Source organism: Pseudoduganella sp. UC29_106 (assembly GCF_044055365.1).
Lineage (GTDB): Bacteria > Pseudomonadota > Gammaproteobacteria > Burkholderiales > Burkholderiaceae_D > Rugamonas.
In genome coordinates this window covers 2,887,029-2,912,984 of sequence record NZ_CP171977.1, presented here as the reverse complement: position 1 = coordinate 2,912,984, position 25,956 = coordinate 2,887,029, and the positions used below count along the sequence as shown (strand labels likewise).

The following is a 25,956-nucleotide window of genomic DNA, read 5'->3' as shown; positions in this document are numbered from 1 at the left end:
AGTGCGTTGGCAGGAAAGACGCGAAAGCCCGCAGTTTGCCATATAAACAGCATTTCATGTGGCCCGCCTATCCACTACAATGCCGCATGGCTTCCACTACCGTCGTAATTCCCTTCGCCCTGCCGCCCAAGGAGCTGGCAGCGCAGATCAACCGCCCCCTGCAGGCGCCCTCCCTCGCAGCATTGCTTTCGCGCAACAATTTGCATGAACGCCGCCGTTTCGAGTCCGATGCGCGCGTGCTGCCCCATGAAAGCTGGCTCTCGCCGGGCCACGCCGATGCGCCGCTGGCCGCCGCCGTAATGAGCGGCTTCGGCATGGCGCAGAGCGAGGGTTACTGGTTCATCGTCCATCCGGTGCACGTGCAGCTGGCGCGCACCCACCTGATCATGGCCGATCCGCGCAATCTGCAGCTGGACGAAGCGGATTCGCGCGCCCTGTTCGAGGTGGTGAAGCCTTATTTCAACCATCTGCTGTATGGCGACGCGAACACCTGGTTCATGCGCGCCGACGACTGGTCCGGGCTCGACACCGCCTCGCCCGATGCGGCCATGGGCAATAACCTGGCCGACTGGATGCCGACCGGCTCGAACGCGCTGGGATTCAAGAAGCTGCAAAACGAAGTGCAGATGCTGTGGCATGAGCATCCCGTCAACTTGGCGCGCGAGGCACGCCGCCTGCCGCCAGTGAACTCCTTCTGGATGTGGGGCGGAGCGCAGGCCACCGGCCCCACCGCTCCCGCCGCTCCGGTGCTCGTATCGTCAGCGCCATCGTGGATGGCCGCACTCGGCACGCCGGAGCTGCGCGAAGGCGGCGCGGCGCGTTTGCTGGCCGTGGCGGGCGAACGCCGCACCGCCGTGCTGGGCCACCTTCTGCCTGCCGGCCTGGCGAACGACTGGGGCGGCTGGCTGGCCGGCGTGCAGTACCTGGAGCAGGAATGGTTCGTTCCGCTGCTGGCGGCAGTCCGCGACGGCCGTATCGGCGATCTCACGCTGGTGCTGACCGACCGCGATGGCGTGACCACCTTCCGTACCAATAAAATGACGCTGCGCCAGTTCTGGCGCAAGCAGACCCTCAAGAATCTCTCGACATGACCCGCATTGCCATCCGTCCCTGCCCCGAGCGCGAATCCGAATTACTGCGCCAGGGCGGCATCCACCCTGTGCTGGCCCGCCTGTTTGCTGCACGCGGCCTGTGCGATCCGAAAGACTTGTCCAGCGAGCTGGCTGCGCTGATGCAGCCATCCGGCCTGCTGCACATTGATGCGGCAGCCGCGTTCCTGGCCGACTCAATCGCCGCGCGCAAACGCATGGTCATCGTGGCCGACTATGACTGCGACGGCGCCACCGCCTGCGCCACCGCCTTGCGCGGCCTGCGCGCGATGGGTGCCGACGTGGACTTCATCGTCCCCAACCGCTTCGAGTATGGCTACGGCCTCACGCCGGAAATCGTGGCGCTGACCGCGCGCGAGAAGTCGCCGGACATCATCATTACGGTCGATAACGGCATCGCCAGCATCGAAGGCGTGGAGGAAGCGAAGCGGCGCGGCATCGAAGTGGTGGTCACGGACCACCACCTACCCGGCGACGCGCTGCCCGATGCGCGCGTGATCGTGAATCCGAACCAGCCTTCCTGCGGCTTCCCGTCCAAGCACCTGGCCGGCGTGGGCGTGGTGTTCTATGTGCTGCTGGCCCTGCGCGCCGAACTGCGCCGCCGCGGCATTTTTGACGCCCAGACCCAGCCCAAGCTGGATTCCCTGCTCGACCTGGTGGCCCTGGGTACGGTGGCCGACGTGGTCAGGCTCGATCCGAACAACCGCATCCTCGTGGCGCAGGGCATCAAGCGCATGCGCGCCGGTCGCATGCATCCCGGCGTGTCGGCGCTGTTCCGCGTGTCCGGCCGCCAGGCGCGCACTGCATCCCCATTTGACCTGGGCTTTGCCCTGGGTCCGCGCCTGAACGCAGCGGGCCGGCTAGAGGATATGTCCCTCGGTATCGAGTGCCTGATCACGGACGATGAGAACCGCGCCTGGGAACTGGCGCAGCAGCTGAACGACATCAACCTGCAGCGCCGCGAGATCGAGGCCGAGATGCAGAGCGCGGCCATGCTGCACCTGGAAGACTTCCAGCCTTCTGACAGCACCACAATCTGCGTGTTCGACGAAACCTGGCACCAGGGCGTGATCGGCATTGTGGCTTCGCGCCTGAAGGAAAAGTTCTACCGTCCGACCATTACCTTCGCTCCTGCGGGGACGGCATGATCAAGGGTTCCGGACGCTCCATCCCCGGCTTCCACCTGCGCGATGCGCTGGATCTGGTTTCGAAGCGCGCCCCCAGCCTGATCGACAAATTCGGCGGCCACGCGATGGCTGCGGGCCTGAGCCTGCGCGCCGAGGCTTTCGATGCTTTCTGCAAGGCCTTCGAGGCTGTCGGTCAATCATGGCTGTCCGAGCATCAGCTGGAGCGCGTGGTTGAAACCGACGGCCCGCTGGAGGATGGTTACTACACGACCCAGTTTATCGAATTGATGGACGGCCAGGTCTGGGGCCAGGGCTTTGCGCCGCCTGTGTTCTGCGACGAGTTCCGCGTGGTCAGCCAGCGCATCCTGAAGGAGCGCCACCTGAAGCTGATGCTGGAGAAAAACGGAAGCCGCTACGACGCGATCTGGTTCGGCCATACGGACGCCTTGGGCGAGCGCGCCCGCGTGGCCTTCCGCCTCGATGCCAATGAATACAATGGCGTCACGCGCGTGCAACTGCTGGTGGAGCACGCCGAACCGGCGTGATTTCCGCTTTACGGCTGCTCGGCCTCGCGCTTGCAATTGCACACGTCCTGGCCTTTGTCGAACACGATGCGCCATTTCCCCGGCGCTTCCAGCCGCCACACGGAATTGAAGCGGGCGATCAGCTTGCCCTTCGGGTCGTAGACGGGGCCCGATGAATGGGCGAGCGTGCCGGAATCCAGCACTTCCACATCATCCGGCTCCCATGAGAATGGCGCGTCGGGCTTTTCGTAGTACTTTTTCCACCATTGGCTGATCGCTTCCTTGCCACGCAGCGGCTTGGGGCCTGAGTGGAAGACCGCTTCGTCGGACAGTAAACTGGTGAAGCCGGCGAAGTCGCGCTTGGCCATCGTCGCGGCGAAGGCGCGTTCGGTGTCGGTGACTTGCTGTTTCAATTCGGCGTTGCCCGGGGCGGCATACGCGCTTGCCGCCAGCGACAGTGCCGCGGCGGCCGTCAGGATCTTCATTGGCGCTCCTCTTATAGTTGGTATCGCAGCTCGCTGCGAGGCTCATTCTCTTCGGACGTCAGCACGAAGGCATTGTAGCCCAGCTGCGCGGCCCCATCGAGCGTGGCAGCGCGCACGCAGCTGGCGGCCAAATGCACGCACACCTCCCCGTCGCCCGCCGCCCCGCCAGCCATCCCGCCGACCATCCTCGCCAGCGCCTGCGCGCCCGCCTCGCGCGGCAGGAACGCGGCATACTCCGCCTTCGCCAGCGGTCCGACATGAACACGCAAACCCTGATCGCAGCGCCACTCCCGCTCCCCCAGTGCCACATCACGCCCCAGCGTCGCACACCCCCGCCCCAGCGCGTTACGATCCGCCGCCGCGAACATCTGCCATCCGCCAACGAACTGCTCGACCCGCACCTCCACGCCAAAGTACTCGCTGAGCGCCCTCTGCATCGCTTGCGCCGAGGCGATCGCCCGCCCTGTCAGTCCCGCATACTGCGCCAGCGCCGGATCGCTCGCCCCGCCCAGCGCCATCAGCAGCCGCATGAAGGCCTCGCAAGGCGGACGATGCTTGCGCCAGGCCGCATCAAACAACTCCAGCGCCCGCGCCGAGAACAAATCAAGAAACTCGCGCGGCCCCTCATCCACTGCCGACGCAATGCGCTCCGTGTAGTGATATGGCAGAGCGCCAGCCACGCCCAGGAGGCCCATAAACGCCGGGCGCACATTGGCGCCGTCGCGGCCAGCGATATCGTCCGCCGGAAACGCCAGCGACAACTCGTTCTGTGCCCGCGGCTCGAGGCCCTGCCCGCGCAGCAGCTGCAGCAGCCTGAAATAGCTGACGCCTACAACATCAGATTGCCGTTCCTCGGCCTGCATCGCATCAGCTCCTCGCCTGTTTCTGCCGAAATGACCACCAGCTGCATGAACGTGTTCAGGTGGACTGAGTGAGAGAGATATTGGTCGATCACGTGCGCGAAAACGGCCACGCTTGTGCCGACCAGCGCGCGCTCATCGAGCGTTACGCGCACCTCCGTGCCGTCGATTCGCGCCGTACCGTGCTTGTGGCGCAGCGCCAGCGTGGCCCGCGCAGTCTTCACGTCCACCAGCGCTTCCTGCAGCTTGTCCGCTGCCTCGGAGCCGGACAGATCCTGCAGGAGGAGCGCCAGCCGCAAGCTCTCGAGATCCGGCGGGCGCGCCTCCAGGGCCAGCATCGCCAGCAACCGCCACCTCAGCGACTTCCCGCCCTCCACCTCACGCAGCTTGCTTACCGCGCTTACCAGCGCCCCCTGCGGCTCGACCGCCACAATCCCGGCCGGCACCACCCGGTCACAACAAGTCAGCCCCACCGACGCCGTCACCGCCTCGCTCCCCGCCGCCGCCCCGCGCCGATCGTCCCCTGGCGCGAAGGCGCTCGGCCCGCCCTCGGCGGCAAAGGTGATCCGCATCGGCGCACCGAGCTCGCCGTGAAGCGCCCGGCGGGCAGTCCAGCCGGCGGCGGCAGCTGGTGCGCCGGACGGCGGCAGGCCAAAACGCAGCGCAGCCGGTGGCGACAGCGCGGACAGCGAGCGTCCACGCAGAAGGTGAACGCTGTCGATGGAGCAGATCACATGCGCGGGATCGGCCGGCGACAGGCCGTATTCGATGATCCGCCCAGTTACATCAATCGGCGCAGCGGCGGCGGAAAACTCATTGACGGCAGGCGCGCAACCGGTCAGCAGGTTCGACGCCTCAACCCGGGCCAGCGTGCGGGCCAGAGCGGAATCGGCGCGGATCGGTACGGCCAGATGCAGCGTCACGTGGTCAGCGACGGGCGACAAATGCCACCGCAATGCGCCCAGGTCCAGTTCGAGGAAGTTAAAGCGCTCCGGGAAGCACTGCCAGGCGCGAAGGACTTGCCAGCCCTGCTCCCCGGCCTCGCCGAAGCCTGCGACGCGCAGGGGAACCTCGCGCAGCGCCTCCAGCGTGCCGCGGCAAGTCGGGACCCAGGCCTGGCTGGCGCGCATGAGTACAGCATCCTGAAAGGCCGCGCGCAGAACCGGTTCGGCGTGCACGTAGAGACGCAAGCGCTCGGCGTCAATGCAGCCTTCAATCGTCAGGGAAAGCAGATGAACCTGACCCGGGCCGGCATATGGACGCCAATCCAGCGCCGCCACCTGCTGCCGAGCCCCTGGGGCACCAGCGCAAAGTCGAAACCGAAAGCGGCGGCCATCGGCGGCGAGTGCCTGCAATTCAGTGCCGGCAGCGGCATCGAAAGGCAATTGAAACACGGCGCCGGGCGGAAAAGGACGCAGCAGGCCAGGAAACAGGCTCCCCAGCAAAGCCTCGTCCAACAGCGGACTGGAACGATCGAGGCTATGAGCGATGCGGGCGTGCAGCACCGCCACTGCCTGAACCAGACGGTCAACATGGGGATCGCGCATTACATCCGGCGCCCCGCGCCCATTGCCGCCCATCTGCCCCGCCACACGTGGATAGCGCCCGGCAAAATCCGAGCTGTTACGCCGAAACTCCCGCAATTCGCGCTCGACCCAAGGCAAAAGTTGCTCCACCGCAAAATCTCCCGATGAAAACCGATGCCTTCAATACTGTCAGCCCCGCCGGCACCGGGCTTTGACCGCGCGCAACACTTGCATCGAACTCGAAATCGGAGTATAAATAGTCCATAAACGGAGGACATCATGAATTCCGCCTTTGCCTACCCCAAAACACCCTACCATCCCGCCATGCCGGTGGACCTGAGCCAGCGCGAAGAACGCGAACGCCTGTCGCGTGCCGCGCTGAAGGGCTTCTTCAAGCTGGCGTCAGCGTGGAAGCTGCGCGACGAGGATGCGCGCGAGCTGCTGGGCGGCCTGTCCAGCAGCACCTTCTACGAATGGAAAAAGAACCCGGAGCGGGTGCTGGAGGTCGACCGCATCACGCGCATCTCCTACCTGCTGGGCATCTACAAGTCGCTGCACATCATTTATGGCGACAAGCTCGCCGATGAATGGGTCAGCCTCGCAAACAGCAATGTGATCTTCTGCGGCCGCACGCCGCTGGCCTTCATGATCGCGGGCGGCATGCTCGCCATGCAGACCGTGCGCCAGCTACTCGACGCGCGCCGTGGAGGGCTGTAATTGACGGCTCTCCCTCCGCTGCGCCTGCTGCGCCAGTTCGACACCTACCGCCTGATCCCGTCCCGCTTCGTGGACAAGGAAGATTCCGTCCTCTCCGCCCTGGCCGACAACGACGACGAATTGCGCGACCTGTTCGAACTCGATAACGCGACCAATGCGCGCCTGCTGGCCGAACATGGCGGCGCGCCCGGCATCAGCATCGAAGAGCTGGTGTTTGTACGTGCCGAACTACCGCAGCATCAACGCTGCTTTCACCTACGCCCGTCCTGAAGGCAGCCGTTTCAATACGGGCGAGCGCGGCGCATGGTACTGCGCCTTCGAAGCAGAGACCGCGCTGGCCGAAGTGATCTTCCACAAGACCGTGGAATACGCCGAGATCGACCGCTTCGACGACAGCGTCAGCTACCAGGCGATGCTGGCCGACTTCTCCGCCCAGTTCCACGACATCCGCGACCTGGCCGAGTATGAGAATTGCCTCGATCCGCAGAGCTACGTTGCCTCCCAGCGCCTGGCCACGCGTCTTCTGGCGGCCGAGTCCACGGGCCTGATCTACCCCAGCGTGCGGCGCGAAGGCGGCACCAACCTCGCCTGCTTCCGTCCCGCACTGGTAGGCAATGTTCGCAAAGGCGAGGCCTATCGGTTAACATGGGAAGGTTCCCCGACGCCCCGCGTCGAGCAGATTTAACCGATTCAAGAGATTTCCATGCAGCTCAAGCCCGAAAAAGACACTGAACTCCGCGACAAAATCAACCGCGAAACAGCCCGCCTGCCATGGAGCGAACTGCTCAAGCACTTCGCCCAGGGCAATGTGGTCTGGGTCGCCAACGAGCTCGATCTGGTGGACGTCGCCGTCCGCGTCGCCCACGATGACAAGGCCTATATCACACAATGGATGGAGCAAGGCATGCTGGCCAAGGTCTCGGACCAGCAGTGCCAATCATGGATCGACAGCGACGCCCAGTTGTGGGCGACGGTTGTGAGCCCGTTTATTTTGGTGCAGCAGGATAAGCCAAGGGTTCATTAAGCCGCCGGCTTAGCGTCCCGGCCCAACGCGGCGTAGGGCGGATCATTGATCCGCCGGCCTTGACAGCTCGATCCGATACAGCGCGTATCCCTTTCCGTCGTCCTCCCGCATTTCACTGACGCTCGTCAATCCTGCTTCGCGAGCCAGCGGCAGCTTGCCGGGAGCGGAGCGGAGCACAATCGGCCCCTTGGTGATCAACGGCGCGAAGCGCCAGCTGCGCGCGGAGCCGTTGGCGGCCCGGGTCAGCGCCCTGGCTGACTGCACGTAGGCGATAAGGATGTCGCGGTTGGCGTCAGGGGAAGTGAAGATGGTTTTGCTGCCATCCAGTCCCGGAAAGCCGCCGCCTCCGGTCGCGCGGAAGTTATTGGTCGCGACCAGGAATTCCTCTTCATCGCCGACCGGCGTACCTTTGTAGCTCAGCGACTTGATGCGACGGCCGGGTGGCTGCGACAGGTCGATTTCGTAGCGCACATCCGGATGCGTGAGCACGTCGAGATTGAAGCCTGCGAAGCCCGGGTTCACCAGCTCCTGCGGCGAGGTGCGCGTGGGATCGATGGTGTTATAGCGCTCCGCCGCGCGTTCCAGCCAGGCTTTCAGGCCGGCGCCATTCACTTTCACACCGTACAGGGTGTTCGGGTAGAGATAAAGGTCGGCCGCGTTGTTCAGAGCGATGGCGCCGGCCGCCACGTCTGTATAGTCGGCCGGGCCAGCGGAACCGGACTTGAACGGCGCCGAGACCGACAGCACCGGCAGTGCCGCGTATTGCGGCAAGTTCGCCTTCACGTAGCGCGACAGGTAATCCGCCTGCGCCTGATTCACGATCTGGATCGCACTCACATCGCCTACGTCCGCAAAATAGGTAGACATGCGGAAGTCCGTGTTGCCGATCGGCGTCTTTACGTACTTGATCGTCGCTTCGTGCTCGGCGGCGACCAGCGGCGCGATCGAAGCATCGGCAGCAACCGGACGCTTGTCCGCGCCGACGATGGCGCGCGTTTCAACAACAGTGCGGTCGCGATCAACCAGCCAGCGCCCGGATTCATAACGCAGCCGCATGCCGATCACGCCCAACTGCTTGCCCCACAGCCCGGCCATCACTGTAGGCACGCCATGCAGGGTGCCGCGGGCCTTGTCCACGCCGGGCAGACTGAAGGCCGGGGATTTGCTGGACGCATTCGGGAAAACCTCGTGCGAATGCCCGAGCAGCAGCGCGTCGATGCCGGGGACCTGGGCCAGATACCAGGCGCCGTTTTCCATGTCCGGCGAATAAGGCTTGCCATCCAGGCCGCCGTGGGCAATGGCAATGACAACATCGGCGCCCTCTGCGCGCAATTGCGGCACATAGCGCGCGGCCGCCTCACGCCAGCCGTCGGTGCGGACGCGCCCTTCCAGCCAACGCTTGTCCCAGCCCATGATGGCAGGCGTGGTGAAGCCGATGATCCCGACCTTCAGGGTAGCCTGCAGCGGCTTGCCATCCGGATCAGTCGCAGTGATGCGTTTGTCGAGGATGCGGTATGGCGCAAACAACGGCTTGCCGGTCTTGAGGCTGGACACATTCGCCAACACGACCGGGAACTGTGCGCCGGCGCAAGGCTGGGCGCGCGGCGTGACGCCTTCCACATCGAAGCGGCTGCCGGTCACCTGCTGGAGGAAATCCAGACCGTAGTCGAAATCGTGGTTGCCGACCGATCCGCCTTCCACGCCCAGTGCGTTCATCGCCTTGTAGATGGCCAGGGTCTGCTCACAGCTGACTGGCGCGACCAGGGCCTGATAGTCGGCCAGCGCCGTGCCCTGGATCGTGTCGCCGTTATCGAGCAGCAGCGTATTCGAAAATTCCGCCCGCGCCTGCCGGATCAGCGTAGCCGTGCGCTCAAAGCCGAGCGTATCGTCGCCGGAAAGCTTGTAATAGTCATAACTTAGCACGTTCGCGTGCAGGTCCGTGGTTTCCAGCACTGCCAGCGTCGCTTGCGTGCCGTTGGGCAGAGGCGGGGGAAGGCTGCCGCAGGCCGACAGCAGCGAGCAGGCGAAGGCGAGGAAACGGACGCGCATAGTGAAAATACCAGGTTGAAATTTGCGCATCATACCTTGCCACGCTGCCATGCTGCAGGAGGGAGCCTGACGTGCAGCGCCGGCACCCCGCCTCTAGGGTATAATTCAAGGTTTGATTTCATCACTATCAGACCAAGAAAACCATGGAAGCTGAACGCATCAATGCCCTCTCCTCCCTGCTCGCGGATTTGACGACCCGCGAAGCCGAACTTCGGAGGTATCTTTGACTTCGATAAGAAGTCCGAGAAGCTGGAACAACTGAACGCCGAACTCGAAGATCCGGCGGTCTGGAACGACCCGAAAAAGGCCCAGGACATGGGCCGCGAGAAAAAGTCCCTCGAAGGCGTGGTGCTCACCCTGCAAAAGGCCGAGAGCGACCTGCGCGACATGAACGAACTGTTCGAGATGGGCAAGGAAGAAGGCGACGACGATACGCTGGAAGCCGTGATCGCCGACACCGCTGAAATCCAGAAAGTCATCGAGCTGATGGAATTCCGCCGGATGTTCAGCAACCCGATGGACCCGAACAACTGCTTCATCGACATCCAGGCCGGCGCCGGCGGCACCGAAGCCCAGGACTGGGCATCCATGCTGCTGCGCCAGTACCTGCGCTACTGCGAACGCAAGGGCTTCAAGGTCGAGGTGATGGAAGAATCCGAGGGCGAGGTTGCCGGCATCAAGACTGCGACCCTGAAGGTGGAAGGCGAGTATGCCTATGGCCACCTGCGCACCGAGACCGGCGTGCACCGCTTGGTGCGCAAGTCCCCGTTCGACTCGGCCGGCGGCCGCCACACGTCCTTCGTGTCCCTGTTCGTGTATCCGGAAGTGGATGACTCGATCGAGATCGAGATCAACCCGGCCGACCTGCGCATCGACACCTACCGCGCATCGGGCGCCGGTGGTCAGCACATCAACAAGACCGACTCCGCGGTGCGTATCACGCACGGCCCGTCCGGCATTGTCGTGCAGTGCCAGAACGACCGCTCTCAGCACCGCAACAAGGCCGAAGCGATGGACATGCTGAAGGCGAAGCTGTTCGAACTGGAACTGCGCAAGCGCATGAGCGAGCAGCAGAAGCTGGAAGACTCGAAAACCGACGTGGGCTGGGGCCACCAGATCCGTTCCTACGTGCTGGACCAGTCCCGCATCAAGGACCTGCGCACCGGCTTCGAAACCGGCAACACCAAGAACGTGCTGGATGGCGATCTGGATGATTTCATCTCCGCCTCCCTGAAGCAAGGCATCTGATGACCCATCGCGCTTTCATCTTCGATATGGATGGCACCATTGTCGATAACATGGCCTTCCACACCAAATCGTGGGTGGCCTTTTTCGAGCAACGCGGGCACACCATCGATGCGGACGAATTCTTCCGAAACACGGCCGGCCGCCAGGGCCATGAAATCATGAGCCACTACATGGGCCAGCACCTGACGAAGGAAGAAAGCGCCCTGCTCGACGCGGAAAAGGAAGCCCTGTACCGCGAGCTCTATGCCCCGCACCTGGAAACGGTCGCAGGGTTCGACCAGCTGATCGAAGAAGCCCAGGAACAGGGCGTGAAGCTGGCCGTGGCCACCGCCGCGCCGCCGGCCAATATCGTGTTCACGCTCGATGGGCTCGACCTGCGCCGTCACTTCGACGCAGTCGTCGGCGCGGCCGATGTCGCTCGCGGCAAGCCGAATCCGGACGTGTTCCTGCTCGCGGCGGAGCGCTGCGGCGCCGCGCCCGAGAACTGCATCGTGTTCGAAGACGCGCCCCTGGGCGTGGAAGCGGCGCGCCGCGCGGGCATGCGCTGCGTGGTGCTGACAACCACTTTGCCTGCTGAAGCGTTCAAGGATTTCGACAACGTGATCTGCGTTGCGCGCGACTTCAGCGAACTGAATATCGCCGAGCTGTTTGCGGGCAGCTCGGCAAAATAATTAAATCAATCAATACCTACATCACATCATGACAACGGAAACCCAAGTCCAAGACCAGGCACCAGGCCAGGACGACAACAAGATCATCGCCGAACGCCGCGCCAAGCTGGCCGCGATCCGCGAAAAAGGCGTCGCCTTCCCTAACGACTTCCGTCCCCAGCACAAGGCGGCCGACCTGCAGCAGCAGCACGGCAGCAAGACGCGCGAGGAACTGGAAGCCGAGCCGGTGACCGTGGTGCTGGCGGGCCGCATGATGCTGAAGCGCGAAGCAGGCAAGAAGGCCGCTTTCGCCACCCTGCAGGATGCCTCCGGCGTGCGCTCGGATGGCCGCATCCAGGTCTACCTGACCCTGGACCTTACCGGCGAAGCGGCGATGGAAGCCTTCCACCACTATGACCTCGGCGACATCCTGGGCGTGACCGGCACGCTGTTCAAGACCAAGACCGACGAACTGACGATCAAGGTTTCCGAACTGCGCCTGATCACGAAGGCGCTGCGTCCGCTGCCGGACAAGTTCCACGGTTTGGCCGACCAGGAAACCAAGTACCGCCAGCGCTACGTGGACCTGATCATGAACGAGGAAACCCGCCGCACCTTCAAGGCGCGCACCGCGGCCATCTCGTCGATCCGCCGTTTCATGGAAAAGAACGAGTTCATGGAAGTGGAAACTCCGATGCTGCACCCGATTCCGGGCGGCGCGGCGGCCAAGCCTTTCATCACTCACCACAACGCGCTGGACATGCAGATGTTCATGCGTATCGCTCCTGAACTGTACCTGAAGCGACTGGTGGTGGGCGGCTTCGACCGCGTGTTCGAGATTAACCGCAACTTCCGCAACGAAGGCGTTTCGGTCCGCCACAATCCTGAATTCACGATGATGGAATTCTACGCGGCCTATACCGACTACGAGTGGATCATGAACTTCACCGAGTCCGTGATCCGCCAGGCGGCCATCGACGCCAAGGGTACCGCGGTGCTGACTTATGGCGGCCGTGAGCTGGACCTGTCCAAGCCATTCCACCGCCTGACCATCGTCGGCGCGATCAACAAGTACGCTCCGCACTACACCGAAGTGCAGCTGAACGACATGGAATTCATCAAGGCAGAACTGGCCAAGTTCGGCGTGAAGCCGCACGCGCACGCGGGCCTGGGCTCGCTGCAACTGTCGCTGTTCGAAGAGACGGCGGAAGCGCAGCTGTGGGAACCGACCTTCATCATCGACTACCCGGTGGAAGTCTCGCCTCTGGCCCGCGCTTCCGATAGCCGCGAAGGCATCACCGAGCGCTTCGAGCTGTTCATGGTCGGCCGCGAGATCGCCAACGGCTTCTCCGAGCTGAATGACGCAGAAGACCAGGCGGCGCGTTTCCTGTCGCAGGTTGAAGCCAAGGAAGCGGGCGATGATGAAGCCATGTATTACGACGCCGACTACATCCGTGCGCTGGAATACGGCATGCCGCCAGCCGGCGGCTGCGGCATCGGCATCGACCGCCTGATGATGCTGCTGACCGACTCGCCCAATATCCGCGATGTGCTGCTGTTCCCGCACATGCGCAAGGAGGATTGATCAGAGTTTGCTTCTGCGCTGCGGCGGATCATTGATCCGCCCTACGCCGCCCGACGGCACAAGCAGTTCCGCACGACGGAACAAGCCGCCCTGGCCATCTGGCCTCGGCGGCTTTTTTCATCCAAGTAGTGTTGCCGCGTAGGGCGGATCATTGATCCGCCGCAGCGTACCGTTGGCCCTTACTGGATCACACGGTAGCAAGGCGTATAAGCCTTGCCGGCGAGCTTCATGCGGCTTTGTGCGACGAAGGAGGCGAGCAGCGAGTCCATCGGCCCCATGATTTCCTTATCGCCGTGGATTTCAAAGTGGCCGTACTTCTCGATCGTGCGGATGCCCTCTTCCTTCACATTGCCCGCCACCACGCCCGAAAACGCCCGGCGCAGATTCGCTGCCAGAACGTGCACCGGCTGCTGCTTGTGCAGCGACAGGTTGCGCATGTTCTCGTGCGTCGGCGCGAACGGACGCTGGAATTCCTCGTCGATGCGCAAGGCCCAGTTGAAGTAATAAGCATCGCTGCGCGACTTGCGGTACTCGCGTACCTGCTTCATTCCCTCCTGCATCTCGCGCGCCACCAGCTCCGGATCGTCGACGATGATCTTGTAGCGGCTTTGCGCCTCGGCGCCCAGGGTCTGGCCAATGAACTCATTGATCTGCACGAAGTACTCGCGCGACGTCTCGGGACCGGTGAAGATCAGTGGGAACGGGATGTCCGCATTCTCCGGATGCAGCAGGATGCCGAGAATGTAGAGGATCTCCTCCGCCGTGCCGGCGCCGCCCGGGAACACCACAATGCCGTGACCCACGCGCACGAAGGCTTCCAGGCGCTTCTCGATATCCGGCATGATCACCAGGTCGTTCACGATCGGATTCGGCGATTCGGCCGCGATGATGCCGGGCTCCGTGATGCCCAGGTAACGTCCGCCGGTGAAGCGCTGCTTGGCGTGGCCGATGGTGGCGCCCTTCATGGGCCCCTTCATCGCGCCCGGACCGCAGCCGGTGCAGATATCCAGCCCGCGCAGGCCAAGCTGATAACCAACTTCCTTCGAGTAGTTATATTCCGCGCGGTTGATCGAGTGGCCGCCCCAGCACACCACCATATTCGGATTGGTCGCCGGCTTCAGCACATTCGCATTGCGCAGGATGTGGAAGACGGCGTCGGTAATGCCTTCGGTGCGCGACAAATCGAACTTCGGATTGCCCGTCACCTCATTACTCACAAAGACGATATCGCGCAGCACCGCAAACAGGTGCTCGTGGATACCCTTGATCATTTTGCCGTCCACGAAAGCGATGGCCGGCGCCCCCTTGATTTCCAGCTTGATGCCACGTTCCCGCTGCAGGATATTGATATCGAAGGACTTGTAGCGGTCCAGCAGTTCCTTTCCATCGTCGATTGTGCTGCCGCAGTTCAGCACCGCGAGGGCGCAGTTGCGGAAGATGTTATAGAGGCCGCCCTTACCCGAGTCCAGCAACTGCGCCACTTCGGCTTTCGACAGGACTTCCAGCTTCCCTTCCGGGGCGATGAGTGTATCGACAACGTTGAGTTCCATGATACGGCTTTCCTTATTGACTGACATTTATTCGGCCCGCACCCCCAATATACGCTCTCTGCGTTCGGTCTTACAGATGCAAGCTTGGCAAACATACCACATTGCTGCAACACAGCATGGAATTTACCCTTGAAGCGCGTGACGTGCATTAAAATGCGATCTTTTTTCGTCCAGGAGAAGCCGCATGAGCGGTCAAACCACAGTTACAACAGAAGCAAATATCCCGGAATTCAAGCAGATCATGGGTCATCCTGCTCCGCTCTGGATGCTGTTCATGTCCGAGTTCTGGGAGCGGTTTGCGTTCTACGGCATTCGCTGGGCACTGGTGCTTTACATCGTCTCGCAATTCTTCGGCGGCGACGCGGCCGGCCAGGCGGACGCCAACCTCACTTACGGCTCCTACCTCGCTCTCGTCTACGCCGGCGCGCTGTTCGGCGGCTATGTCGCTGACCGTGTTATCGGCTACCAGCGCTCCATCCTGGTCGGCGCAGTCTTCATGGCGGCCGGCCTGTTCATGATCGCACTGCCCGATCCGACTATATTTAAATTCGGCCTGGCCACGATCATTGTCGGTAACGGCCTGTTCAAACCGAATATTTCGACCATGGTCGGCAAGCTGTACACGCTGGGCGACACCCGCCGCGACTCCGGCTTCACCATCTTCTACATGGGCATCAATGTCGGCGGCTTCCTGGCACCGATCATCACCCAGCTGCTGGCGCAGAAGATCTTCAACACCGGCGACACCCCTGCCTACAAGATCGTGTTCATCTCCGCCGGCATCGGCATGCTGATCAGCCTTGTATGGTTCTATATCGGTCGCGCTGCCCTGAAGGGCATTGGCGCTCCGGCTTCGCCAAGCATCAAGCCTGTGATCTACGTGGCCATCGGCGGCCTGGCTGTAATCCCTGTCGTGTACTCGCTGCTGGCCGTAGGCGCGCAGGCGCTGCAAGGCGTGCTGACCGTGCTGTTCCTGATCCTGGCCGTGATGCTGGTGGTCGAAGGCATCCGTAATGGCAAGGTCGCGCGCGACAAGACCATCGCCATGATGGTGATCTTCGCCTTCAACATCATGTTCTGGTGCTTCTTCGAACAGGCAGGCAGCTCCTTCACGTTCCTGGCCGACCAGATCGTGAACCGCCAGCTGGGCGACTTCAACTTCCCGGTCGCCTGGTTCCAGTCCGTGAACTCGATCGCCATCATCGTATTCGCACCGGTGGTTGCAGCGATCTGGGTCATGCTGGGCAAGCGCGGCATGAACCCTTCGATCCCGCGCAAGTTCGCACTGGGCCTGATCGGCAACGGCCTGGCTTTCGGCCTGCTGATGTACGCACTGACCCACCTGGTCGACGAACAGCAGAAGATCCCGTTCTGGACCCTGTTCATGGTCTACGTGATCCAGTCCATCGGTGAACTGTGCCTGTCGCCGATCGGCCTGTCGATGGTGACCAAGCTTGCGCCGACCCGCCTGGTCGGCATGGGCATGGGCGGCTGGTTCCTGTCCACCGGTATCGGCAACAACCTGTCCGGTATCGTGGCATCGCTGATGTCCGGCGAGCATGGCATGTCCGTTGAATCCGCGCTGACCGGTTATACCCAGGGCTTCTGGATCCTGATCGGCGGCGGCGTGCTGCTGTTCCTTCTGGCACCGTTCATTCAGAAATTGATGCACGGCGTGAAGTAAAACCCACGGCAGAAGCAGGTGTCAGCCACATCGTGGCTGACACCAGGGTTACGCCTTTGGTTTAGTTTTGAGCCGCGAGCCAGGCGTCGAGCCTGGCTTCGGCGCCGGCCGGCAGATGCAGGCCAAGCTTGGAGCGGCGCCACAGAATATCGGCCGCCGTTACCGCCCACTCCTTGCGGCGCAGGTAGTCCACCTCGGCCGCGTACAGTCCCGGCAAAATCTCTTCCCCCATATCGGCCAGCGATGCGCGGCCATCGAGCAGCGTGTGGATGCGCGTGCCGTAGGCGCGGGCGAATCGCCGCACGAGGTCCGGCGACAGCCAGGTATATTTCACCTGCAAAGCCGCCGTCCACTGGCAAAACTCCTGCACGCTGCGGTTCTGCGGCTGGGCGCCGAACAGATCGCCGCCGGGCAGGCAGGCGTTTTCTGTCCAGGCACGCTTGGGCGTCCCCAGGGATTTGCAGATCTGGTCGACCGCCTCTTCCGCCAGCTTGCGGAAAGTGGTGATCTTGCCGCCAAAGACGCTCAGCATCGGCGCGCCGTTGGCGTGGTCGATCTCGAAGCGGTAATCGCGCGTCACAGCCTTCGCGTCGGCGGCTTCATCCTCGATGAGCGGACGCACGCCTGCATACGTCCACACCACATCAGCCGGACGCACCGGCTCGCGGAAGTATTCGCTGGCGAGCTTGCACAGATAGGTGATCTCGCTTTCCTCGATCGCCACCTTGTTCGGATCGCCCTTGTAATCGACGTCCGTGGTGCCGATCAGCGTGAACTCGCGCTCGTAGGGAATTGCGAAGACGATGCGGCCATCGCCGTTCTGGAAGATGTAGGCATTGTCATGCTCGAAGATGCGGCGCACGACGATGTGGCTGCCCTTCACCAGGCGCAGATTTCCAGCCTGCGGCTTGTGCAGCGCCGCTGCGGCGAAGGACGGCGTCCACGGACCGGCGGCATTCACCACATAGCGCGCCGTGATGCGCTTTTCCGTGCCGTCCGCCTTGCGCAGCGTGGCTGTCCAGTGATCCGCTTGGCGTTCCAGGCCAATGCAGGCCGTGCGGGTCAGGATGCAGGCGCCCTTTGCGCAGGCGTCCACCGCGTTCAGCACGACAAGGCGTGCATCGTCCACCCAGCCGTCCGAATACTCGAAGCCACGCGTGAATTCGGGCTTCAGCGGACGCCCCGCCGGATGGCAACTGAGGTTGACGCCTTTTGAGCCAGGCAGCAGCTGGCGCTTGGCGAGCATATCGTACAAAAACAGCCCGGCGCGGGATCATGAAGGCCGGACGCTGCCCGGCATTGTGTGGCATCACGAAGCGCAATGGCCACATGATGTGCGGCGCAGAGCGCAGCAGCACCTCGCGCTCGCCCAGCGCCTTGCGCACCAGGCCGAACTCATAGTATTCGAGATAACGCAGGCCGCCGTGAATCAGCTTGGTCGAAGCCGACGAAGTGTGCGAGGCCAGGTCGTCCTTCTCGCACAGCACGACGCATAGTCCCCGGCCGGCCGCATCGCGCGCAATGCCCGCGCCATTGATGCCGCCGCCGACTACCAATACATCGCAATCAACGTCCTGCCGTGCTTCTGCCATGCCGTCCTCTTAAGTTTCCAACAAGATACGACTCTTAGGAGTTTAGCGCAACCATTTAGTGACAGCTTCCCGCGCGTCGGATCACCCGACTGCCACCAGGCATTTCAAGATTCATCAGGGTTTATCGTGAGGACCCGGTGTCCTGGCCCGGATTCTGCCGTCGGCTGCATGTGGGGTACTGGGCAGTCTCCGACAAAATAGCGGCGCCTAGCATGAAGTAGTATGGAATATCGCGTTTTAGTAAAATCCGGAAAAATCAGTGTCCCTCTATATGCGCGATGCCTTCGCAGGCCACGATCCGAGGCGCGCCTCCCAGGTGATGAGGCGGCCTCGCGCGAGATATTACTGCTTGTAGACCACGCCTTCCTTCATCACGAAGCGCACCTTCTGCAGCAGACTGATATCCTGCAGGGGGTCGCCGCTGACGGCGACGATGTCGGCTGCGAAGCCTGGCTCCAGGGAGCCGAGGCGGGAGGATTGGCCGAGCAGGCTGGCGGCGTTCAACGTGGCGCTGCGGATCGCATCCAGCGCCGGCATCCCCGCTTCGACCATGTAAGCAAATTCTTTTGCGTTGTCGCCGTGCGGGAAAACGCCGGCGTCCGTGCCGAAGGCGATCTTCACGCCGGCCTTGTAGGCACGGGCGAAGGTGCCCTGGATTTGCGGACCGATGGCGGCGGCTTTCGGGCGGACCAGGTTCGAATAGTAGTCCGGCTCTTTCGACTTGTCCGCCACATAGCGGCCCGCGCTGATGGTCGGCACATACCAGGCGCCGGTTTTCTTGAACAGGGCGATGGCCTCGTCGTCCATGAAGGTGCCGTGCTCGATCGAATCGAGGCCGGCGCGAAGGGCGCGCTTCATGCCTTCGGCGCCGTGGGCATGGGCGGCGACCTTGAATCCGTAGTCCTTGGCCGTGGCGACGATGGCTTTCAGCTCATCTTCCGTGTACTGGGCGTTCATGCCGCTGGCGGCCTGGCTCAACACGCCGCCGGTAGCAGTGACCTTGATCACGTCCGCACCTTCCTTGTAGCGGGCGCGCACGGCCTGGCGAGCTTCCTCGGGGCTGTTCACCACACCTTCCTCCGGACCCGGCGTGCCCTTCAGATGGCGCAGTTCGCGCGAATAGCCGTTGCTCGGGTCGGCGTGGCCGCCCGTGGTGGCAATCGATTTACCGGCTGTGAACATGCGCGGGCCGGGAATGGCGCCGGTATTGATGGCGCGCTTCAGGGACAGGTTCAGCCCTTCACTGTCGCCCAGATCGCGCACGGTGGTGAAACCGGCCATCAGCGTACGCTCGGCGTAAGCCACGGATTTGTAGGCGCGGTCCTGGGGATCGAGGGTGAGCTGGCTGCGCAGGGCTTCCACCTGCGGCTGGGTCTGGGACGCGAGGTGCACGTGCATGTCGATGAAGCCCGGCATGCAGGACATGGCGCTCAGGTCCACATCGCCCTTGCCGGCCGTCGGTGCAATCGACTTCACGCTGCCATTCTCCACCACCACAGTCACTTTATCGCGCCACACGCCGGCCCTCACGTCCAGCAGTCGCCCGCAGTCAATGGATTGCGTGGCCGCCCCGGCAGAAGCGGCGATCAACAGCAGGCTTGCAGCAGACAGCGTCTTCCTCATTCCCAATCTCCTTTTTGTTATCAGGTTTGTTTTTTCTCGCGCGCCACCCACAGGAGGAGCGCCATCAGCACGGTATAAGGCAGCAGGGTCAGTGCTTCCGCGCTGGCGCCGCTGTAGAACGGATTGCTGTGCTCCGCCCAATTCGTCATCATCGTATCGAAATCGGTCATCACGCCGGCCGTGATGGCTATGACGATGCCTGCCAGCGCGCCGCCCGCGATATAGCCCGACGCCAGCAGCACGCCCTCGCTGCGATCGCCCGCCGCCTGCATCTCTTCCTCGCTCAGGCCCTGGTACTGCGGCAGCTTGCTGTTGCGGCGGTCCGCCAGCCAGCGCAGCACGCCACCCACCGCCACCGGCAATGTGGCCGAAAGTGGCAGGTACACGCCAACAGCGAACGACAGCGGTTCTACGCCGGACATCTCCAGCACCACGGCAATCATCACGCCCAGCATTACCAGCGTCCAGGGCAACTGATTGTCCAGGATGCCCTTGATAATGTAGGACACCAGCACCGCCTTCGGCGCATCGTACTTCTTCACCTCAGTGCCGTCCGGACGCCTGGTATGTGTGCCGTTGATGCCCGGGTCGACGAAGTACGCAGCCTTGCCGTCATCTGCCACCAGATACTTGCCGGCCGGTCCGCCCTTGTCGTCCGCCTTCTGCCAGACCCTGTAAGTATGGCTGTCGCCGGCCGCCTGCGGACCTTCCAGCTTCGCGGTCGCGCTCAGGCGCGAAGCATCGGTAATCAGGCCGGGCGCCACCTGGGCCGCAGGCACATAGACCGTGCTGGAACTATTCAGCTGCAGCAGGATGGGGCCGAGCAGCAGCGCCGAAGCCAGCGAGCCGGCCAGGATTGCATACTGCTGCAGGCGCGGCGTGGAGCCGACCAGGAAGCCGGTCTTCAGGTCCTGCGACGTCGTGCCCGCGTTGGCCGAAGCGATGCAGACGATGGCGCCGACGGAAAGCGCCGTCACATAATACTGGCCACCGGTCCAGCCCATGAGCAGGAAGATCAGGCAGGTGAACAGCAGCGTGGCCACCGCCATGCCGGAGGTGGGGTTGGACGAAGAACCGATTTCGCCCGTCAGCCGCGAGGAAACTGTGGAGAACAGGAAGCCGAATACGAGGATCAGCAGCGCGCCCAGCACATTCATATGCAGTGGCGTGGCGGCCGTGATGGCGGCGATGATGCCCAGGCAGCCGATCATTACCCATTTCATCGGAATATCGCGCTCGGTACGGCGCGTGCTGTCGGCACGGCTGCCCTTCCCTACGCCAGCCAGTCCCGCGCTCAGGCTGCGCCAGATCATCGGCATGGCGCGCGCCAGCGAAATCAGGCCGCCGGCGGCCACAGCGCCGGCGCCGATATATAGCACATAGGCGCTGCGCACATCGTTCGGGCCCATATCCGAAATCAGCATCGTGCCCGGCGACAGCACCGTGGTCAGCGAATCGCCAAAGAACTTGATCATGGGGATCAGCAGCAGGTAGGACAGAACGCCACCCGCCGTCATCGTCAGCGCGATGCGCGGGCCGATGATATAGCCCACGCCCAGCAGTTCAGGCGACACTTCGGCGCCGATGGAACCGCCCTTCAGCGGCGCGCCCAGCACCACTTCCGGCGTATCCTTCCAGCCCTTCAGTGACACGTTCATCGCCTTGTACAACAGGCCAACGAAGAAGCCGCCGAAGATGATGCGCGCACGGCGCCGCGCATCGCGGGCGGCGCTGGATTCCTCCTGCAGGCTCTCGCCGGCCGCCAGCCTAGATTCATTACTGGCGGCAGCCTTCAGCACTTCGGCGCAGGCCGTCCCCTCGGGGAACTTGAGCTCGCGGTGCTGGTCCACGATCATCGTGCGCCGCATCGGAATCATCATCAGGATGCCGAGCAGGCCGCCAAGAACGCCCACCAGCATCACGCGCGTGATTTCCAGTTCGAAGCCGAGGATCAGTATAGCCGGCATCGTCACGCCCAGGCCGAAGGCGATCGACTCGCCCGCCGAACCGGCCGTTTGCGCAATACTGTTTTCGAGGATACTGGCGTCTTTGCCGCCCAGGCGCTTGGCCAGGCCAAAGAAGGTAATCGAAATCACCGCTACCGGGATCGAGGCGCTGACGGTCAGGCCGACCTTCAGCACCAGATAAAGAGACGACGCGCCGAACACCATGCCCAGTATGGTGCCGAGCAGCAGGGAGCGTATCGTCAGCTCGGGAAGAATCGCTTCATCGGGAATATAGGGCCGTACCTGCGGCTGGCCTTCGAAGGGCATACCTTGATCCTTTGGCATGTTTGTTTCCTGAAAGTGCAGCCCGCACTATGGCATAAGCCGCCCCTGGTGCATAGTCTATAATTGCCCGACTTCGCAACCGAGAGAGCTCCCTTGACCGAACCTCGATCCGCAACGCCCTCCTGGCTGAACCGCCGTAACGTCATCCGTGGTCTGATTGCCGCGGGCATTGCCGCCGTCGTCGGCGTCGCCGCAGTGATCGGCTATATGCTGCTTGTCATCGCTCCCAACCTGCCCTCGCTGGAAGCCGTCACCGATTACCGCCCCAAGATTCCGCTGCGCGTCTACACCGCCGATAAAGTGCTGATCGGCGAATTCGGCGAAGAGCACCGCGACTTCGTGCCGATCAAGGACGTGCCGGAGATGATGAAGAAGACCATCCTCGCCATCGAGGACACCCGCTTCTACGAGCATGGCGGCATCGACTGGATCCGCGCCCTCGGCGCAGCGCGCGCCAACCTCGCCGGCGGTTTCCGCCAGGGCGCGTCCACCATCACCATGCAGGTGGCGCGCAACTTCTTCCTGAGCCGGAAAAAGTCGTGTCGCGCAAGCTGACCGAAGTCTTGTTGGCCTATAAGATCGAGGCCGCCCTGAGCAAGGACCAGATCCTCGAGCTCTATATGAACCAGATTTACCTCGGCCAGCGCAGCTTCGGCTTTGCCGGCGCGGCCCAGGTCTATTTCGGCAAATCGCTGAAGGAACTGTCGATCGCGGAAATCGCCATGCTGGCGGGCCTGCCGAAGAATCCATCGCGCCACAATCCAATCTCCGATCCCAAGCGCGCCAAGGTCCGCCAGCAGGTGGTGCTGGCCCGCGTGCATGAACTGGGCTACATCACGGACGCGGAATACGAGAAGGCCAAGCGCGAGCCGCTGCACGTGAACAGCCGCGGCCAGGAATTCGACACCCACGCCGAATATGTGGCCGAACTGGCGCGCCAGGTCGTGTATGCCGAGTACAAGGAAGAGTCTTACACGCGCGGCATCAACGTCTACACGACCATCCTCAGCGCCGACCAGAATGCCGCCTACGAAGCCGTACGCCGCAACGTGATCGCCTACGACCAGCGCCACGGCTACCGCGGTCCGGAAGCCTATATCGATCTGCCCGCCGATGATGAAGCGCGCGAGGATGCAATCGACGAAGCGCTGGCCAAGCGCATGAGCAGCGATGGCCTGATCCCTGCCGTGGTACTGGAAGCGTCCTCCAGCGCTGTGAAAGTGGAAACGGTGGATGGCGAACAGCTGACCATTACCGGCGACGGCCTGAAACTGGCCGCGTCGGCCCTGTCGGAGAAGGCCAAGCCCACCTTCAAGCTGCGCCCGGCGCCATCGTGCGCGTCATGCATAGTGAGAAGAAGACCTGGTCCATCAGCCAGGTACCCAAAGTGGCAGCGGCCTTTGCATCGCTGGACGCCGACACCGGCGCCTATCACGCCATGGTGGGCGGCTTCGATTACACGCTGCAGAAGTTCAATCACGTGACCCAGGCCTGGCGCCAGCCGGGTTCCTCGATCAAGCCCTTCATCTATTCCGCCGCACTGGAAAAGGGCTATTCGCCCGCCACCATGGTGCTGGACGAGCCGATCGAACTGCCGGGCGGCGCCGACGGCGAGCCGTGGCGTCCGCAGAACGATGACAATGTGTTCGATGGGCCGATCACGATGCGCCGCTCGCTGGCCGCTTCCAAGAACGTGCCCTCGGTGCGCATCCTGCGCGCTGTCGGTGTGCCTTACGCGCATGAGCATTTGGCCAGATTCGGCTTCGACATTGCCAAGCACCCGTCCAACTTCACGATGGCGCTCGGCACCGGTTCCGTCACACCTGAACAACTGGCCAGCGCCTATGCGGTGTTTGCCAACGGAGGCTACCGCGTCAAGCCTTACCTGATTTCGCGCATTACGGACAGCAAGGGCAAGGTGCTCTCCGAAACCAAGGCGCCAACCGCGGCGCAGGAAGGCGAGCGCGTGCTGGACGAGCGCAATGTCTTCATCATGGACAGCATGCTGCACGAGGTGACCCGCTCCGGCACCGGCGCGGCTGCCACCCAGCGCCTGGGCCGCAGCGATATCGCGGGCAAGACCGGCACCACCAGCGATGCCATGGATGGCTGGTTCGCCGGCTACGGCGGCGGCATCGTGAGCGTGGCCTGGATGGGCTATGACGAGCCGAAATCCCTGGGCGGGCGGCGAATTCGGCGCTACCCTTTCGCTGCCGATCTGGATCGACTATATGAAGGTGGCGCTGGCCAGACGCGCGCCGGTCGAGCGTTCCGCGCCCGAAGGCGTAGTGCAGCTGGACGGCGAGTGGATCTTCGAGGAATATGCCAACGATCCGACCGTGCGCGGCATCGACGTGGATCAGGCGCTGGCGCCGGAAGGCGAAGCGCCGTCCGATGGCGCCTTGCCGGCCACCAACCCAGGCGTGGCGCCCGCGCCACCAGCGCCGCCCGCTCCACCACCGCCGCCACCTCCCGGCCAGTGAGGCAGTGCTACAATTCCTTGCATGACCCTCACACGACGGCATTTCATGCGCAGCGCGGCCCTGATGGCGGCCGCGGCGCCGCTGTCTGCGCTGGCCCATCATGGCCAGCCCCATATCCCGCGTATCTATATGATCCTCTACCGGGGCGAAACGCCTGTGGAGCAGGGTTTCCGCGAGTATCTGGGGGAGCAGAAGCTGGAAGCGGAGCTGATCGTGCGCAATGTGGAGCTGGACACGAGCCGCGTCCCGGCCCTGCTTGCCGAGGCCCGCGCCCTGGGCGCCGACCTGATCTACACCTGGGCACACCTGTGACGCTGGCCGTTGCAGGCAAGGAAAGCGAAGTCAATCCGGATGTGCACGAGTCCGAAATCCCCATTGTATTCACGATGGTGGCCGCGCCCCGGGGCGCCGGCGTGGTGAGTTCGCTGGTCTCGTCCCGCCGCAATATCACGGGCGCCAGCCATATGGTGCCGGTGCGGCTGCAGATGAACGCCATCCAGGCCTGGCGCCGCTTCCGGCGCATCGGCATCATCTACACGCCAAATGAACCAAACTCGCAATTCACGGTAAGCGACTTGCGCGCCGAAGCGGCGCGCTGCGGCTGCCTGCTGCTGGAACGCCCCGTGCCGCTGGATGACAGCGGACAGCCGCGCGCGGACGCCCTTCCCGGCCTGGTCGTCGAACTGGCGCGGCAACGGACCGACCTGCTCTACATCGGCCGGACAGCTTCCTGGCCGTCCACCGCCATGTGCTCACGCAGGCAGCGCTGGAGGCACGCCTGCCGACCTACGCCGCCACCGAAGTGACCCTGCGCCGCAGCAAGGCCATGTTCGGCCTGGTCTCGGGCTACAACCAGCTGGGGTCGCCTGACCGCACACAAGGCCGCACAGATCCTGTTCCATGGGGTGCGCCCCGATGCCATTCCGGTCGAAACGCTCGCCAGTTTCAGCTATTTGGTCAATGCGGACGTAGCCGGACAACTGGGCGTGACGCCCCCGAAGAGCGTGCTGCAGCGCGCGGAGCTGATACGATGATTCCCCTGTCGCCACCTGTGCCGCACACGCTCGCAATGGGTATCGCCTGCGGCCTCACCGACACGGGCACAGTGCGCCCATCGAACCAGGACAATCTGCTGATCGATACCACGCTTGGCCTGGTCGCCGTGGCGGACGGCATGGGAGGTCACGCCGGCGGCGCCATCGCCAGCACGGAAGCGCTGCTCCTCCTGGTGCAGGAGCTGAACGCCCTGCACCCGCACCCCGCCGATCCGGACCACACCTGGACCGGCGCGGCGCCGCGTTCCGTGCATGCTGCCCAGGATGCCGTGCGCAACGTCAATGCGCGCATCTACCAGATGAATGTGGCGGCGGGTCTGGGCGACGGTTTCGGCATGGGCACGACCCTGAGCGCCCTGTGGCAGCCGGAACCCGGCGCGCCGGCCGTCCTGCTGCACGTTGGCGACAGCCGCATCTACCGCTGGCGCGGCGGCGTGCTGCAGCAACTGACCCATGACCACACGCTCTACCAGCAGGCGCTGGAGCGCGGCATGCCGGAGCCTCTTCCGCCGCGAAATCTGTTGTTGCAAGCCATCGGCCCCGGTCCCGATGTGGAACCGGACGTGGCGGCCTTGCCCCTGGCGCCGGGCGACGTTTTCCTGCTGTGCAGCGACGGCCTGTATGGCGACGCCAAACCAGGCGCCATCGAAGCGGTCCTGGCGCATGCCGCAACTCAGGGCCTGGAATCCACCTGCGCCGCCCTGATCGAGATGGCCAAGCAGGACGGCAGCCGCGACAACATCACGGCCATGCTGCTCGCCTGCCCTGCCTAAA

General features: G+C 63.4%; 18 protein-coding genes and 4 pseudogenes. 13 read left to right on the top strand and 9 right to left on the bottom strand.

Annotated elements, in window-relative coordinates:
• Positions 1-86: 86 nt before the first annotated feature.
• The gene (locus ACHMW6_RS15025; RefSeq protein ID WP_395407884.1) at positions 87-1,091 is read left to right on the top strand and encodes a hypothetical protein; all 1,005 of its coding nucleotides are present in this window, start codon (positions 87-89) and stop codon (positions 1,089-1,091) included.
• Positions 1,088-2,781: pseudogene (gene recJ, locus ACHMW6_RS15020) on the top strand (single-stranded-DNA-specific exonuclease RecJ). Before ACHMW6_RS15025 ends, recJ begins: the two are co-directional and overlap by 4 nt.
• Before the next feature lie 8 nt (positions 2,782-2,789).
• Here the strand turns inward: recJ and ACHMW6_RS15015 are convergent.
• From ACHMW6_RS15015 to ACHMW6_RS15005, 3 genes are read right to left on the bottom strand one after another with little or no spacing between them, the layout of a single operon-like run.
• Entirely contained in the window at positions 2,790-3,245 is a 456-nt protein-coding gene (locus ACHMW6_RS15015) for a YybH family protein (RefSeq protein WP_395407883.1), read from the bottom strand.
• 11 nt (positions 3,246-3,256) lie between these two features.
• Positions 3,257-4,108, bottom strand: coding sequence for a type VI secretion system baseplate subunit TssG (gene tssG / locus ACHMW6_RS15010; RefSeq protein ID WP_395407881.1), 852 nt, complete (start codon positions 4,106-4,108; stop codon positions 3,257-3,259).
• Complete coding sequence (locus ACHMW6_RS15005) at positions 4,075-5,781, bottom strand: type VI secretion system baseplate subunit TssF (protein ID WP_395407879.1); 1,707 nt, start codon at positions 5,779-5,781, stop codon at positions 4,075-4,077. The genes tssG and ACHMW6_RS15005 overlap by 34 nt, the downstream gene beginning before the upstream one ends.
• A gap of 129 nt (positions 5,782-5,910) precedes the next feature.
• Here ACHMW6_RS15005 and ACHMW6_RS15000 point away from each other — a divergent pair, with 129 nt between their 5' ends.
• The 3 genes and pseudogenes from ACHMW6_RS15000 (at position 5,911) to ACHMW6_RS14990 (ending at position 7,372) form a co-directional block, all read left to right on the top strand.
• Positions 5,911-6,348: an antitoxin Xre-like helix-turn-helix domain-containing protein gene (locus ACHMW6_RS15000; protein WP_395407878.1), complete on the top strand. Its 438-nt coding sequence runs from the start codon at positions 5,911-5,913 to the stop codon at positions 6,346-6,348.
• Positions 6,349-7,033, top strand: a pseudogene (locus ACHMW6_RS14995) (RES family NAD+ phosphorylase).
• 18 nt (positions 7,034-7,051) lie between these two features.
• A complete protein-coding gene (locus ACHMW6_RS14990) occupies positions 7,052-7,372 on the top strand; it encodes a DUF2288 domain-containing protein (RefSeq protein WP_395407877.1) in 321 nt (106 codons plus the stop codon).
• Positions 7,373-7,414: 42 nt separating this feature from the next.
• Here ACHMW6_RS14990 and ACHMW6_RS14985 read toward each other — a convergent pair whose 3' ends face one another.
• Positions 7,415-9,421 (bottom strand): bifunctional 2',3'-cyclic-nucleotide 2'-phosphodiesterase/3'-nucleotidase, encoded by a 2,007-nt coding sequence (locus tag ACHMW6_RS14985; protein WP_395407876.1) that lies wholly within the window; start codon positions 9,419-9,421, stop codon positions 7,415-7,417.
• A 143-nt stretch (positions 9,422-9,564) separates the two neighbouring features.
• Between ACHMW6_RS14985 and prfB the strand changes: the two genes are divergently transcribed.
• From prfB to lysS, 3 genes are all read left to right on the top strand, one after another.
• Positions 9,565-10,669, top strand: a protein-coding gene (prfB, locus tag ACHMW6_RS14980; RefSeq protein ID WP_395407875.1) for a peptide chain release factor 2 whose coding sequence is annotated in 2 segments (ribosomal slippage) — positions 9,565-9,645 and positions 9,647-10,669 — 1,104 coding nt in all. Because the reading frame shifts where the segments join, the coding sequence is not laid out codon by codon here.
• Complete coding sequence (locus ACHMW6_RS14975; protein ID WP_395407874.1) at positions 10,669-11,340, top strand: HAD family hydrolase; 672 nt, start codon at positions 10,669-10,671, stop codon at positions 11,338-11,340. The genes prfB and ACHMW6_RS14975 overlap by 1 nt, the downstream gene beginning before the upstream one ends.
• Before the next feature lie 28 nt (positions 11,341-11,368).
• Positions 11,369-12,904, top strand: a complete 1,536-nt coding sequence (gene lysS, locus ACHMW6_RS14970) for a lysine--tRNA ligase (protein ID WP_395407873.1) — start codon at positions 11,369-11,371, stop codon at positions 12,902-12,904.
• Between the two features lie 179 nt (positions 12,905-13,083).
• Here lysS and ppnN read toward each other — a convergent pair whose 3' ends face one another.
• Positions 13,084-14,454 carry a nucleotide 5'-monophosphate nucleosidase PpnN gene (ppnN, locus tag ACHMW6_RS14965; RefSeq protein ID WP_395407872.1) on the bottom strand — a complete coding sequence of 457 codons (1,371 nt, stop codon included), beginning with the start codon at positions 14,452-14,454 and terminating at the stop codon, positions 13,084-13,086.
• A gap of 184 nt (positions 14,455-14,638) precedes the next feature.
• Between ppnN and ACHMW6_RS14960 the strand changes: the two genes are divergently transcribed.
• On the top strand, positions 14,639-16,138 hold the full coding sequence (locus ACHMW6_RS14960) for a peptide MFS transporter (protein WP_395407871.1): 1,500 nt from the start codon (positions 14,639-14,641) through the stop codon (positions 16,136-16,138).
• Positions 16,139-16,199: 61 nt separating this feature from the next.
• Here ACHMW6_RS14960 and glpD read toward each other — a convergent pair whose 3' ends face one another.
• From glpD to ACHMW6_RS14940, 4 genes and pseudogenes are all read right to left on the bottom strand, one after another.
• On the bottom strand, positions 16,200-17,384 hold the full coding sequence (gene glpD / locus ACHMW6_RS14955) for a glycerol-3-phosphate dehydrogenase (protein WP_395407870.1): 1,185 nt from the start codon (positions 17,382-17,384) through the stop codon (positions 16,200-16,202).
• A 19-nt stretch (positions 17,385-17,403) separates the two neighbouring features.
• A pseudogene (locus ACHMW6_RS14950) lies at positions 17,404-17,730 on the bottom strand (FAD-dependent oxidoreductase); the annotation flags it as partial.
• Between the two features lie 342 nt (positions 17,731-18,072).
• The gene (locus ACHMW6_RS14945) at positions 18,073-19,353 is read right to left on the bottom strand and encodes an amidohydrolase family protein (protein ID WP_395407869.1); all 1,281 of its coding nucleotides are present in this window, start codon (positions 19,351-19,353) and stop codon (positions 18,073-18,075) included.
• Between the two features lie 20 nt (positions 19,354-19,373).
• Positions 19,374-21,644 (bottom strand): OPT family oligopeptide transporter, encoded by a 2,271-nt coding sequence (locus ACHMW6_RS14940; protein ID WP_395407868.1) that lies wholly within the window; start codon positions 21,642-21,644, stop codon positions 19,374-19,376.
• A gap of 93 nt (positions 21,645-21,737) precedes the next feature.
• On the opposite strand from ACHMW6_RS14940, the pseudogene ACHMW6_RS14935 reads away from it, so the two are divergent.
• From ACHMW6_RS14935 to ACHMW6_RS14920, 4 genes and pseudogenes are all read left to right on the top strand, one after another.
• A pseudogene (locus ACHMW6_RS14935) lies at positions 21,738-24,127 on the top strand (penicillin-binding protein 1A).
• Positions 24,124-24,933, top strand: a complete 810-nt coding sequence (locus ACHMW6_RS14930; protein WP_395407867.1) for an ABC transporter substrate binding protein — start codon at positions 24,124-24,126, stop codon at positions 24,931-24,933. The pseudogene ACHMW6_RS14935 and the gene ACHMW6_RS14930 overlap by 4 nt, the downstream one beginning before the upstream one ends.
• 99 nt (positions 24,934-25,032) lie before the next feature.
• On the top strand, positions 25,033-25,161 hold the full coding sequence (locus tag ACHMW6_RS14925) for a hypothetical protein (protein ID WP_395407865.1): 129 nt from the start codon (positions 25,033-25,035) through the stop codon (positions 25,159-25,161).
• Positions 25,158-25,955 carry a PP2C family protein-serine/threonine phosphatase gene (locus tag ACHMW6_RS14920; protein ID WP_395407864.1) on the top strand — a complete coding sequence of 266 codons (798 nt, stop codon included), beginning with the start codon at positions 25,158-25,160 and terminating at the stop codon, positions 25,953-25,955. Before ACHMW6_RS14925 ends, ACHMW6_RS14920 begins: the two co-directional genes overlap by 4 nt.
• The last annotated feature ends 1 nt before the right edge of the window (position 25,956 follow it).